This window comes from Microcoleus sp. PH2017_35_SFW_U_B (assembly GCF_020737865.1).
Classification (GTDB): Bacteria; Cyanobacteriota; Cyanobacteriia; order Cyanobacteriales; family Microcoleaceae; genus Microcoleus.
Window position 1 is genome coordinate 36,141 of the sequence record NZ_JAEQDE010000038.1, and the last position, 13,482, is coordinate 49,622.

13 protein-coding genes and 1 pseudogene are annotated in these 13,482 nt (G+C 41.4%); 11 read left to right on the plus strand and 3 right to left on the minus strand.

The features are described 5' to 3' along the window. Window positions 1–5: 5 nt before the first annotated feature. Both JGK36_RS10455 and JGK36_RS10460 read right to left on the minus strand, forming a co-directional pair. Window positions 6–1,001 (minus strand): methyltransferase domain-containing protein, encoded by a 996-nt coding sequence (locus JGK36_RS10455; protein ID WP_293178903.1) that lies wholly within the window; start codon window positions 999–1,001, stop codon window positions 6–8. Window positions 1,002–1,115: 114 nt separating this feature from the next. Further along, entirely contained in the window at window positions 1,116–1,799 is a 684-nt protein-coding gene (locus JGK36_RS10460) for a methyltransferase domain-containing protein (protein WP_293196799.1), read from the minus strand. Window positions 1,800–2,026: 227 nt separating this feature from the next. Here JGK36_RS10460 and JGK36_RS10465 point away from each other — a divergent pair, with 227 nt between their 5' ends. The 9 genes from JGK36_RS10465 to JGK36_RS10505 all read left to right on the plus strand — a co-directional run bounded on the left by JGK36_RS10465 (window position 2,027) and on the right by JGK36_RS10505 (window position 9,381). Continuing rightward, a complete protein-coding gene (locus JGK36_RS10465) occupies window positions 2,027–2,221 on the plus strand; it encodes a hypothetical protein (protein WP_293178897.1) in 195 nt (64 codons plus the stop codon). An 85-nt stretch (window positions 2,222–2,306) separates the two neighbouring features. Continuing rightward, a complete protein-coding gene (locus JGK36_RS10470; protein ID WP_293178894.1) occupies window positions 2,307–2,918 on the plus strand; it encodes a DUF5678 domain-containing protein in 612 nt (203 codons plus the stop codon). A 350-nt stretch (window positions 2,919–3,268) separates the two neighbouring features. Beyond that, complete coding sequence (rfbF, locus tag JGK36_RS10475) at window positions 3,269–4,045, plus strand: glucose-1-phosphate cytidylyltransferase (RefSeq protein ID WP_293178891.1); 777 nt, start codon at window positions 3,269–3,271, stop codon at window positions 4,043–4,045. After that, window positions 4,042–5,040, plus strand: a complete 999-nt coding sequence (locus tag JGK36_RS10480; RefSeq protein ID WP_293178888.1) for a GDP-mannose 4,6-dehydratase — start codon at window positions 4,042–4,044, stop codon at window positions 5,038–5,040. Before rfbF ends, JGK36_RS10480 begins: the two co-directional genes overlap by 4 nt. A 44-nt stretch (window positions 5,041–5,084) precedes the next feature. Continuing rightward, window positions 5,085–6,314 (plus strand): class I SAM-dependent methyltransferase, encoded by a 1,230-nt coding sequence (locus tag JGK36_RS10485; RefSeq protein ID WP_293178885.1) that lies wholly within the window; start codon window positions 5,085–5,087, stop codon window positions 6,312–6,314. Then, complete coding sequence (gene rfbC, locus JGK36_RS10490) at window positions 6,311–6,862, plus strand: dTDP-4-dehydrorhamnose 3,5-epimerase (protein ID WP_293178882.1); 552 nt, start codon at window positions 6,311–6,313, stop codon at window positions 6,860–6,862. The genes JGK36_RS10485 and rfbC overlap by 4 nt, the downstream gene beginning before the upstream one ends. Window positions 6,863–6,867: 5 nt before the next feature. After that, complete coding sequence (locus JGK36_RS10495) at window positions 6,868–7,527, plus strand: acetyltransferase (RefSeq protein WP_293178879.1); 660 nt, start codon at window positions 6,868–6,870, stop codon at window positions 7,525–7,527. A gap of 37 nt (window positions 7,528–7,564) precedes the next feature. Beyond that, window positions 7,565–8,260 (plus strand): cephalosporin hydroxylase family protein, encoded by a 696-nt coding sequence (locus JGK36_RS10500; protein ID WP_293178876.1) that lies wholly within the window; start codon window positions 7,565–7,567, stop codon window positions 8,258–8,260. Window positions 8,261–8,262: 2 nt separating this feature from the next. Next, entirely contained in the window at window positions 8,263–9,381 is a 1,119-nt protein-coding gene (locus JGK36_RS10505; protein WP_293178873.1) for a DegT/DnrJ/EryC1/StrS aminotransferase family protein, read from the plus strand. A 204-nt stretch (window positions 9,382–9,585) separates the two neighbouring features. Here JGK36_RS10505 and JGK36_RS10510 read toward each other — a convergent pair. Continuing rightward, a pseudogene (locus JGK36_RS10510) lies at window positions 9,586–9,915 on the minus strand (IS630 family transposase); the annotation flags it as partial. A gap of 398 nt (window positions 9,916–10,313) precedes the next feature. Here JGK36_RS10510 and JGK36_RS10515 point away from each other — a divergent pair. After that, window positions 10,314–12,383, plus strand: a complete 2,070-nt coding sequence (locus tag JGK36_RS10515) for an FkbM family methyltransferase (protein ID WP_367120249.1) — start codon at window positions 10,314–10,316, stop codon at window positions 12,381–12,383. A gap of 32 nt (window positions 12,384–12,415) precedes the next feature. Next, entirely contained in the window at window positions 12,416–13,351 is a 936-nt protein-coding gene (locus tag JGK36_RS10520; protein WP_293196801.1) for a hypothetical protein, read from the plus strand. The last annotated feature ends 131 nt before the right edge of the window (window positions 13,352–13,482 follow it).

Genomic DNA, 13,482 nt, shown 5'->3' on the forward strand with positions numbered 1-13,482 from the left:
AATATCTAAGTTTGAGGTTTAGGGTAATGGCTTTCTGCGGTAACAACCTCTTCTAGGGTGACATCCCATCTAAATTTATCAGGATTCACCTCAGACACTTTTTTAGCTAGGATGGCAACACCGCCGAATCCTAACTGATTTACTAATGTCTCTTGACCTGGAATAAAAGTATCTAAGTGCATTCGCAAAGGTACATAAAGGCTGGATTCGATAACTTCAAATCCCAAAGCAGGGGAAAATAAAACCTTGAGACCTTCGTCAGAAAAACGCCAGAAGTCCCAGGGGCTTTCATGGAGAGGCCAAGAAAAGTGTGTGCTCTGAAAGGTTATTCCACCTACCTCCAGTAACTTATTAATTTCCATCGCCACTACCCAAGGCATGGCTAAGTGTTCAAAAACAGACAAGGAAAAAATAGCATCAAACCGCTGATTACCAAAATATTGAGAAAGTTTGTGAGCGTCCCCTACCACATCTGTGTTGGCATCTGGATAATAGTCAAATCCAGTGTAGGAGGATGCACCAGAAAACAAAGACCTCTTGCTAGCACTTCCTGGACTAACTATCCGCGAACCTATTTCTAGAACTCTCAAATGACGATCATTTACCTGTTTGATAAAATCAACGAACAGACCTGTATCATCATTGGTAAAAGTAGCTGAATCATAAACTTCAGGCTTTGATCCAGCAAATCCGACTATTTTATGATGTATTTCGCTTTTTGTTTTTGCTTTAAAGGTGACTTGATGTTGGGCGACTCTGGGCAGATATGCTATGAAACCGCAGTTATGATTATGGTTATATTGCGGATAAGCTGCTACCACATCTGGACGTGAATGCCACGAAGCAATCGGCACACAATGATCTCCTACACAAATTTCTACTCCTTCAAGTACCCCTTCCTTTTTACCTAAAATCCATCCTTGGAGTCCGAGTCCGCAGTCATTCGACCAGGAATGATCGATCGCCAATATTAAGTTATCGTCTTGTTCTAGGATTGCCATAAATTTTAGTGATAACCTTAATTTTTAAAGGTGATTTTTTGACAGATTGCGCTAACAGTATAAGAATTAGCTAAGCTTGGATATTCCCTGAACCTGAAGAGCATTCTTCAAATGTTAAGTAGGATTTGAATTTGCTATTTTCCTGAGAATCATAACAATTTCTATAGAATTTTGTTGAAATAGTTCTATAGTAAAATCAAAGCCTAGATGTTTCTGAGAGTAGAAAAGTAACTCAGAGAAGGTTTCTGATGTCCAGACGTGAAAATGGATGCTGTAATCTATCTCAATTAAAGCTTGTTGGCGCGCTAATATCTGTTCTTGAGGAAATTTCTCTACCAATCTCACGTACTCTTCGTAATGAGATACCTTAGACCATTCGGGCCCTTCTTTGTAGTCTCGAATTAAATGGTCGAGGGTAGTCATGGGGCGATCGACATCAAAGATATAACGCTTGTCTGGTACGCCCATGTACACAATTCCTCCGGGTTTGAGAACTCTCAAAAAGTTTTCCAGAGCGCCGATCGGGTTTTGACAGTGTTCTATCATGTGATTGGCAATCACAAAATCCCAAGAATTATCAGCTATGGATGACAGAGTTTCGCCATTATCTACAATGTCTGCCTCTATGAGATTGGTTCCATTTAATTCTGGGTATTGTTTTCTCAGATCGCTAACCGACATTCGATCGACGTAAGAAACCTTTACACTATCTGGAACTTCCAAAGGAGCATGAAGAGCTCCCACTTCTATTCCCTTCCCGCTTAGGTATTTAAAAGCTATATCTCTCCGTACTTGCATGAGCGCCGTAAGATCCACAGTTATCGTCTCCTAAAAAATAGTAATCTCGATCGACTTTAAGTTAATTTTGTGTGTGCCGAGTCCGGTGCTTCACTATGATGCACAAGTTGGGCTTTGAGTCAATGGCACGCGGGTAGAGCCCGATCGACCTTCCTAGTTTACCCGATCGCGCGTGTTGGTCGATCGCTTGAGGGCGATCGGCTTTGTTTATTTTTTTGTAAATATTTATGGTTGGCTTGACGGCAAGCGGGCCTGCGGGCGATCGACCATCTGTGATACCAGGAGTTTGGCGGGAACATCCTCAGAACTCTGAAATCCGATCTGGTTGGAAAGGCGAGGGTTTGAGTTTCGTGGGGGCGATCAGGCAAAACTTACCCTATGTAGTAGAATGGTGTACAAAAGCGCGATCGCGACAGGAGTAAATTATTTTTGATAAAATTTTGTGGTGGCAGATATCATTAACCCAACGATAGATGATTTTCTAAAATACAAGAAAGTGATTTAATTATGCAACCAGAGTATCCTACAGCCAATGATTGGTATAAAGCTCATCGACCGGAGTTAAAAAAATATCGGGGTGAGTGGATAGCTTATACTAACAAAGGGGTGATTAGTCACGATCGCGATTATCGAAAGATGAAAGATGCACTCGATCCGAGTTTGTCTGGTTTAGATTATGTAATTGAACGAATATTTGAAAGTGAGTTTGTAGAACCAGTCAGATTTTTTCCAGTCAGAATGAGAACATTAAAATCTCACGATTGGCAACCTAAATACCAGTTGTTATTGAAATTTCAGCATACCGTAACAGTAAAAATTTTGGTTGATTCAGGTGCAGAACTTAGTTTGATTACGAAAAAACTTGGTGAAGACTTGGGTTATACTAAAGGGTCTGAAGAGATTAACAATCAAGCTGAAGGAGTTGGTGGCAGCATTGAATATCTATTACGACAGATAGAAATACAGTTGGATGGTCATATTTTTACTGCGCCTGTCGCTTGGGCGCAAACAGATCTTTGCCAGGAAATACTTTTGGGCAGAGAGGTGGTGTTTGATTTGTTTGATATAGAATTTAAGCAAGCTGAGGAGAAAATTATTTTTAAGCGGCGATCGGAGTGAAGTGTGGCGATCGGGTTTAAGTTAGTTTTTTGTGTGCCGAGTCCACCGCTTCAGTATGATGCACAAGTTGGGCTTTGAGTCAATAGCACAGGGGGAAATATTTATGCTCAGGTCGATGGCTTAGGGCTTGGGGCGATCGACCGTCTATAATACCTGGTGCGTGCGGGAACATTATCGGAGGTCGGAAGTCTGATATGCTTGGAAAGGCGGTGGTTTTGAGTTTCGTGCGGGCGATCTGGAAAAAGATTACTCAAGATTCTGGTACAATCTGTAAAAAAATTTGTGGCACTCTCTATCTCTCATAACAACTCAAAAATCAAAATTATGTACCATTTTAAGACTGTGAAAGAATGAAAGTAGTTATACTAGCCGGCGGCTTGGGGACTCGTCTCCGAGAAGAAACAGAATTTCGCCCTAAGCCCTTAGTTGATGTGGGCGGAAAGCCAATTATTTGGCACATTATGAAGACCTATGCCCACTATGGCTTCCTCGATTTTATCGTGTGTTTGGGCTACAAAGGCAACATGATTAAGGAGTATTTCCTGAATTATGAAGCGATGAATAATGATTTTACTATTTGTCTAGGTCGCCAAAATCAGATTACCTATCACGAAGAACACCAGGAGCAAGATTTTAAGGTGACACTGGCGGAAACAGGGCCTGACAGTATGACTGGGGGGCGGGTGAAACGTGTTGAGAAATACATTACTGATGATACCTTTATGGTGACATACGGTGATGGAGTTGCTGATATCGATATTGGAGCCTTGTTAGATTTTCATAAGGCTCATGGTAAGCTGGCAACTGTTAGTACAGTGCGTCCGACATCTCGATATGGTATTTTAGATGTGGATAACCAAGGCAAAGTTCTGGAATTCACCGAAAAACCTCAGATAGATGGCTGGGCTAGTGTCGGATTTTTGGTACTTCACCGCAGCATATTTGAGGCTTTGAGCGGAGATGATTGTTTTTTTGAGCGAGAGCCACTAGAGCAGTTAGCGGCCCAAGGACAATTGATGGCGTATCGCCACGAAGGTTTCTTTTTTGCGATGGATACTTACCGCGAATATAAGTATTTGAATGAACTGTGGGATAATAGAGAGGCTCCTTGGAAGGTGTGGGAATGAGTGAATTTTGGCGTGATCGATCGGTATTGGTGACAGGTTGCACAGGTCTTTTGGGTAACTGGTTAGTAGCTGAGTTGCTGGAAAGAGGAGCCTTGGTAACGGGATTAGTCCGTGACTTGATACCCCAATCCCGACTGTATGCTGGAGAGTGGTATCGGCAGATTAATATCGTTCGCGGTTGTGTAGAAGATTTGCCAACCGTAGAACGAGCGATTAATGAGTACGAAATAGACACGGTGTTTCACCTAGCAGCTCAGACAATTGTGGGAGTTGCAAATAGAGAGCCACTGGCTACTTTTGAAACGAATATTAAAGGTACTTGGAATATTCTAGAAGCTTGTCGCCGTGTTGGTGGTGTGAGTCGAATTGTCATAGCATCTAGCGATAAAGCCTATGGAGACCAGCTAGTGCTACCTTACAGCGAAACAACTTCGCTCCAAGGAGAACACCCTTATGATGTTTCTAAAAGCTGTGCCGATCTAATCAGTCGCGCTTATTACGTCAGTTATGGTTTGCCTGTTTGCATTACTCGCTGCGGCAACTTTTACGGCGGTGGAGACTTGAATTTTAATCGAATTGTTCCGTCAACAATTCGATCGGCATTACGAGACAAGCCAGTAGTCATCCGCAGTGATGGCACTTTTATTCGGGACTATTTTTATGCGAAGGATGGGGTTTTAGCTTATCTCCATTTGGCAGAACAAATGGACAGGAAAGAAGTTTTGGGAGAGGCGTTTAATTTCAGCAATGAGTTGCAAATTTCTGTGCGGGGCATGGTAGACAATGTTTTAAAATTGATGAATAAAAGTCATTTAGAGCCTGTCGTATTGAATCGGGCAAAGAATGAAATTAAACATCAGTATCTCTCGGCAGACAAGGCTCGAAAAATGCTCGGCTGGGAATCTAAATATCCTCTAGAAGAAGGGTTGAAAGAAACCATTGAGTGGTATGAGAATTTTTTGATGGATGAAAACCCCTGTCTCATCAGCCTGTGATGAACGGTACTCAAAACTCACAAATTTAAAAAGGGGTTAATTCTGTGCCATCTCAATGTCGTTTTTGCAGTAACCCATTGGAGCATACTTTTGTAAATCTGGGGATGTCGCCACTGGCGAATGCTTTTTTATCTGAAGCTCATCTGAATTGTGCAGAGAAATTCTATCCGCTTCATACTTATGTATGCGGTAATTGTTTTTTAGTGCAGTTAGAAGAGTTTGAATCCCCGGATAGTATTTTCAGTGACTATGCTTACTTTTCTTCCTATTCAGACTCTTGGCTGCGCCATGCTCGGAAATATACAGAGTTGATGGTGGAGAGGTTTGGATTTGACGAAACCAGTCAGGTAATTGAACTCGCTAGCAATGATGGCTATTTACTCCAATACTTTAAGCAGCAAGGAATTCCTGTATTGGGGATTGAACCTGCTGCAAATGTAGCGAAGGTGGCCCAGGAAAAAGGTATTCCAACTTTAGTCAAGTTTTTTGGCGTGGAAACGGCTAAAGAGTTGGTTTCAGAAGGCAAACAGGCAGATTTGTTGCTGGGAAATAATGTGTTGGCTCATGTGCCTGACTTGAACGATTTTGTGGCGGGGATGAAAATTATCCTGAAACCAAGCGGTGTCTTGACAATGGAGTTTCCTCATGTATTGCAACTAATTCAAAACAATCTGTTTGACACGATTTACCATGAGCATTTCTCTTATTTTTCGCTGTTGACGGTTGAGAAAGTTTTTGCAAGTCACGGTTTAACTTTGTTTGATGTTGAGGAAATACCAACCCACGGAGGTTCTCTGCGGATTTACGGGAGGCATAGTGAGGTCGATGGAAAAATTAGCGATAGCGTCACGGAATTGAAAGCAAAAGAAATTCAAGCAGGACTCAACAAACTTGAAATTTATGTAGGATTTGGCGAACAGGTTAAGTCTACTAAACGTCAAATGCTCAGTTTCCTAATTGATGCCAAAAATCAGGGCAAATCAATTGTGGGCTATGGGGCGCCGGCGAAGGCTAATACACTGCTGAATTATTGCGGTATCCGCACGGATTTGATTGATTATACGGTGGATTTAAGCCCGCATAAGCAGGGTTTGTTTTTGCCGGGAACTCAGATTCCGATATATCATCCCGATCAAATTCGGGAGACTAAGCCAGATTATTTGGCTATCTTACCTTGGAACATTAAGGATGAGATAGTAAGTCAGATGGATTATATCCGCGAGTGGGGAGGTAAGTTTGTGGTGTTGATTCCTCAAGTGGAGGTAATCGAGTGAAGTTTACTGAAACGAAGCTTAAGGGAGCTTATGTTATTGAGGTAGAAACCATAGCGGATGAGAGGGGATTTTTTGCCCGAAGTTGGTGTCAAAAGGAGTTTGCAGAACATGGTTTGAATGCTAATCTAGTGCAGTGCAATATTTCTTTTAACCTCAAAAAAGGTACTTTGCGGGGGATGCACTACCAGGCTAAGCCCTATCAAGAAGCGAAGTTAATTAGGTGTACAAGAGGTGCTATTTATCAAGTAGTTATCGACATCAGACCAGACTCGTTTACATTTAAGCAGTGGGTAGCAGTTGAGCTAACTGCTGAAAACCGTAAGATGCTTTACGTTCCTAAAGGCATGGCGAGTGGGTTTCAAACTTTAATGGATGATACTGAGGTTTTCTATCAGATGGCTGAATTTTATCATCCTGAGTCTGCCAAGGGTTTACGATGGAACGATCCTAGTTTTGGAGTGGAATGGCTCAACGAAGTATTAGTAGTCTCAGCGCTGGATAAATCTCATCCACTCTTCAATGATTTTTGGGTTTCTGACAATCAGTAGTTACCATGCTTAAAGAAATGATTTTTTGGGGGGCTAGTGGACAAGCTAAAGTTTTAAGAGATTGTTTAAAATTATCTGGAATAAAACTTGTTTCTTTATTTGACAATAATGAAAGTTTGGTAGCACCATTTGATGATGTTCCCCTATATTTCGGAAAAAAAGAGTTGGAAGCTTGGATAACACAAAGAAAACTCAACAACCCTGTTGGTTTCTTGGTTGCTATCGGAGGAGACAAGGGTAAGGATAGAATTCAAATACAAGAATACTTAGAGTCCTACGGTTTGATTGCACTGATTGCTAAGCATCCAACTGCCGTCATAGCAGATAATGTAAAAATTGGGAGTGGTTCTCAGATATTAGCAAATTCTACACTTTGTGTAGAAACTACAATTGGTCGCGGTTGCATTGTCAACACAGGTGCAATTGTAGACCATGAGTGCTATCTTTATGATGGTGTTCATGTCTGTCCGGGCGCTACTTTAGCTGGCTGCGTCCAGGTTGAACCTTATTCGATGATTGGTACTGGTGCAGTTGTTTTGCCAAGGATCAGGATTGGTAAAGGAGCTATAGTTGGTGCTGGTGCTGTAGTCATAGAAGATGTTCCTTCCTATAGTGTTGTTGTAGGAAATCCAGCTAGAGTTATTAAGGAACTCCCAAGAAAGTAAAGTAATGAATGCACAATTTTAAACCAGGAGTCAAAAAATGATGAATACGATGAATAACAAGGACAATTTACAAGAACTAACGAATCAGTGGTTTGTTGAAAGTTGTAAACAAAAATACTCTTACAACTTTAGCTGGATGGGGCGTCCAATCATTCAGTTTCCTCAAGATATTATGGCTATGCAGGAAATTATTTGGCAGGTTAAGCCGGATTTGATTGTTGAAACAGGAATTGCTCATGGAGGTTCCCTGATATTTTATGCCTCAATACTTGAGCTGATTGGTGAAGGGCAAGTTTTGGGTATTGATGTTGACATTCGGCAGCACAATCGGGTGGAAATTGAACAACATCCGATGTTTAAACGCATTACAATGATTGAGGGTTCGTCCATTGATGAAGAAATAGCAAAGCAGGTTTATTATTGGGCAAAAGGCAAAAGTCGAATACTGCTAGTGCTGGACTCCAATCATACTCATGACCATGTATTGAAAGAATTGGAACTTTACTCGCCACTGGTAACTAAAAATAGTTACTTAGTCGTTTTCGATACAGTGGTAGAGGATATGCCTGAAGACTTTTTCCCAGATAGACCTTGGGGAAAAGGCAACAATCCTAAAACCGCTGTCTGGGAATTTCTTAAGACCAATAAACGTTTTGAAGTTGACAAAGATATAGAAGCTAAGTTGCTAATTACTGTTGCGCCTGACGGTTATCTTAAGTGTGTGGAGGATTAAAAATGGAACCTATTCCTGTTGCTGGCCCTTGGATCACTCAAAAAGAAATTGACTATGTTACTGATGCTGTCACTAATGCTTGGTACAGCAATGCTAATATCTACCATGAGCGGTTAGAAAAAGCTTTTGCGAATTATGTAGGACGTAAATATGCGATTAGTTTACCTTCTTGTACATCAGGTTTACATTTAGCATTACTGTCGCTTGGCGTAGGAATTAGAGATGAGGTGATTGTTCCTGATATTACTTGGATCGCCACTTCTGCACCTATTACTTATGTAGGTGCGACTCCTGTTTTTGCAGATATTGATGAAAAGTCTTGGTGTCTGTCGGCTGAATCTTTTGCCGATCGGATTACACCGAAAACTAAGGCAGTCATCATCGTTGATTTATATGGCAATATGCCAGATATGGATGCGATTCAGGAAATTGCTGACAAACATGGTATTGCTGTGATTGAGGATGCAGCAGAGGCGATCGGCTCTGAGTATAAGGGTAGCAAAGCTGGCAGTTTTGGTGAAGTGAGTACCTTTAGCTTTCATGGCTCGAAAACGTTGACGACTGGTGAAGGGGGAATGCTGGTAACAGACAGCGACGATATATATCAGCGTTGCCTTTTTCTTCGAGATCACGGTAGAGATCCCCACAGTAAAATGTTTTGGAATACGGAAGTGGCGTACAAGTACAAAATGAGCAGTATGCAAGCAGCTTTGGGGTTAGCTCAACTTGAGCGGATTGAAGAGTTGATTAATCGCAAGCGCCAGATTTTTGATTGGTACACAGAATCTTTAGACGGTTTCTCTGGTATAAATCTAAACCAGGAGGCAGAGGGAGTAAAAAATACCTACTGGATGGTGACAGCAATTCTGGATCAAAAGTTGGGAGTGAAAAAACAAGAGCTGATCGAGCGGCTCAAGGAAAAAGGTATTGATGCTAGACCTTTCTTTAATCCCCTCAGCACTCTACCAGCCTACCAAGGAGTTTTACCAGAACCTCAACCCCAAAATACGATATCTTTGAGTATATCGCCATTCGGGGTGAATTTACCTTCAGCACTCAATATCACCCAAGAGCAAGTCATATATGTGACAGAATGTTTCAAGAGGTGTGTGACAACTTGATAACCTGAGTTTTGGGTAACAATTTGCAACAAGTGACGTTGTTGGTCATTTGTATAGCACCCGCTTTCGTCGGCGCCGGACGCAAGGCGTAAGACAACCTCGATCACATTTGGCAAAGGATTAAACTGATTCTTGAGTTTACGAATTCGACTTTTGGCCCAAGACCAGCATTGTTCAATGTTAGTTGAAATCAGGGGAGTTTCAAGTAAAACCTATTTTCTTTAAGGCTCTTGAAATTGTCCGCGAGCTAATTTCTCCATCCCAAAGTTTCGACATCTCCACCTGGGTTTTCTCCTCATGACATGAGGCTTGCCTCGCGGAATTTTTCCCAATCGGTAATTTTATGACCCTTACCGGGGGGATCGTTGGGATCTGGCTTGAAAGCCGCCTGTTTGGGCTTGTTGCTTCAGCCATAGCCCCAACGCGAGAGCGACTGATGTCGAACTATATACTTGTTTCAATAATCTTTAAGCCATCTAGTTGGATAGCTTGAATGACTTTCTGACGTAGGTCGTAGCTGTATGGTTGGGGCATAACGTGCGATCGCTCCGCAACAAAGAAGATGATTCTCAGTTTACGCCATAAGCGCCAAGGCGGTTGCTATAACTCGCAAGGGACTCCATGGGACAGCAAGAATATCTGTTTGGTTAATTAATTTTTGCGGTAATATCTATTGTTAAGCTCGAAGGCTTAAGCCTTCGGGGCGCTCGCCCATCTATACTGGTGCCTGCGGGAACATCTTCAAAGGTCTGAAGTCTGATATGCTTGGAAAGGCGACGGCTTGAGTGTAGTGGGGGCGATCGGGCAAAAATTACCATCATTTGTGGTATGCTTCTTAAAAATCATTTTGGGAGTAGCTTGTCCTAGGGCAACTTATTCATGTAGTGTACCTGCATACCTATTTAATAAAAATGTTAGTAATATGCAACGGAATGACTAGATCGGGATCGACACTTCAATACAATATTTGTCGCAGCCTTGTAGAAAAATTAGATATAGGCAAAGGAGAAGGTTTTTTCGAGGGAAATCAGCTATTGGATTTTCAAGACCAATTCTTAGAGTGGGGTAAAGACGATCTATTTCATGTCATTAAAATCCATGAATTCTACCCAAAAGCCGTCGAGATGAGCTTAAAAGGCTGTGTAAAATTTTGTTACATTTACAGAGATATTAGAGACGTAGCTGCCAGCCTGAAGAAAAAAGAGCAGATTGATGGTCATGACCTTATCACAAGTCTTGACTCTGCAATAGAGGCATATCATAAAATCAAAGACATACCAAATCTTTTAATACAAAGATATGAAAATGTTGTTACATATCTAGCTAAAGCAATTAGGGAAGTGGATTTATTTCTCGGGTTGAAAGCCAGTGAATATACAAAAGAATGGGTGCAGAAAGAATGCTCGGTTGAGAATGCTAAACAAGTAATATTAAGTTTGGCTGTTAGCAGTCTAACTCCTCAATTTAATGCTTCAAATCAACTTTTGTACGATTCAAAGACTTTATTACACCACAACCACATCTCAAATAGTTCTGGAGCTATAGGTGTTTGGAGGGTTTACCTGGAACAACAAGAAATAAACTGGATAACAGAGCGTTACAAATCGTGGCTGGTTGAGCTAAAATATTTATCAGATAGTAATTTCTGTAATTTGAATCTGAATCATCATAAGCAAGGAGGATCGGGAATGCGCGTTGAAGCTTGTTGTCAAAGAATTTTAAGCTATGTTCTTCCCTTGGTAGACGAAAAGCGAGAAGGCCTTTGTATTGATGTTGGCGTAGGAACATTTGCATTTTACTGCGAGATGTTTTCCATGCTGGGATTTAAAACTATCGCCGTTGAACCCCTCCCTGTCGAGGGAGTGCGGGTTTTGTGCCAATATGACGGCATCACTTTGATAGAAGCCTGTCTGTCAGATGTTAACGGCACCAAAACGCTTCATTTAGGAAATGAAGCTGCTGGATTGGATAGTAATTATGCTTCTGTTGAACCGGACTGGTTTGGTGTTTCAACAGAAACGCTAGAAGTACAATCATTGACTTTATCTAAATTACTCCTCAACATAAATGCTCAAAAAGTAACTTGTTTAAAGCTAGACATAGAAGGTGCAGAATCTACCGTTATTACTAAATTGGGGGAATTGCCTAAGGCTTGGCTTCCAAACATAGTTATGTTTGAATATGGAGGTGGCGACTCTAGGGAAAAAGGTCAATATGGTTGGTCGCCGAAGTATTTAAGCGCTACTATGGAGTGTATCAGAGCATTGAAGGAGTGCGGATATAATTGCAGCATGATGATAGACAATGCGCTGGACACAGAAGCCCGAATATTTGAATTGCAATCGTCTAATTTAGAACCAGATTCAATATTTTATCCGAACGGCGGCTACGGAAATATTATTGCTTTTAGAGATTTTAATATATCCCAAGATGAAGTTGTAAAAGTTTGCGCTCCCTATTATGAAAAAAGCCCCCCAAGCGATGGTTTAGAAGAGCATGAAAATGTAATATCAATATCATCACCAGAAGAATTAGAATTGTCTAAGTTTCAGTTGCACAAGACTAGAGAGGAGTTGGAACAGCGTAAGGATCTGCTGCATCAAACTCAGGAGGAATTACAGCAGTATCAAAGTCAACTGCATCAAACTCAGGCAGTATTGGAACAATTCCAAGATCAAATGCAACAAGCTGAGACACTGTTGCAAGAGTATCAAGGTCAACTGCATCAAACTCAGGCAGAATTAGAACAGTCACAATTACAACTACATCAAACTCAGGCAGAGTTGGAACAGTCAGAATCACAACTGCATCAAACTCAGGCAGAGTTGGAACAGTCAGAATCACAACTGCATCAAACTCAGGCAGAGTTGGAACAGTCGCAATCACAACTGCATCAAACTCAGGCCGTATTGGAACAGTCGCAATCACAACTGCATCAAACTCAGGCCGTATTGGAACAGTCGCAACGCAATCACAATTGCATCAGAATAGGGAAGAGTTAGCACACAAGAATTGTCTACTTCATCATAGTGAGTTGGAATTAGAGCGATTTCGTTTTCAACTGCATCAAACTCAAGCAGAATTAGCACAGTCAAACTCCAAAGTAGAGCATATTCAGTTGAAATCTCAGCAATTGGAAACTCAAATTGGACAAGTTCAGACACAATTAGAACATTCGCAGTCTAAACTTCGCAGTAGCAGGATGGAATTGAAACGAGCGCACTCTCATTTCCACCAAGTTCAGGCAGAATTAGAATACTCCCAAACTCAACAGCATCACACAGAAGCCGTATTGCAGCAGTCGCAGTCTAAAACACATCAACTTGATAGAGAGTTGAAACGATCGCACTCTCAGATCCATCAAGTTCAAGAGGAATCACAACATTATCAGTCTCAGATCCGTCAAGTTCAAGAGGAATCACAACATTATCAGTCTCAGATCCGTCAAGTTCAAGAGGAATCACAACAGTATCAGTCTCAGCTCCATCAAGTTCAAGAGGAATCACAACAGTATCAGTCTCAGCTCCATCAAGTTCAAGAGGAATCACAACATTATCAATCTCAGCTCCATCAAGTTCAAGAGGAATCACAACATTATCAATCTCAGCTCCATCAAGTTCAGGCAGAATTGCAGCGATCGCACTTCCAGCAATATGCCGTTAGCGATACAGATGTCCAACCGAGCCAGATGCCGTACACGGTTCTAGTGTGGGATGCGTGGTATGCCTACCAAAACGGGGATGCAACCAAGATGCAAAACTGCTTGCAGGAATCCTTGAAGTGTACGCCTTTCTCCAAAACAGAAACACTGATAAACTGGCTAGAGAGTTTTGCCAAATTCTACTCTGAGAAAGACCATCAACTCGATACCTACGCACTCACCAACTCAGAAGAGTGGAAGCAATTGATGCGGTGGACAGTTGCAGTTAAGCCAATTTCTAAAACTAAAGCTTATTCTCAGTCATTATAATTTGGCAAAATTAACATAGCTAAACCTACAGAAATATAGAAATCAAGCAATTTCAAAATTTTGTTGGAACAAGCCAATCACTCACTCATCCAGCATCCGTAAAACACTAAAAAACTTAGAACAGAATCAAG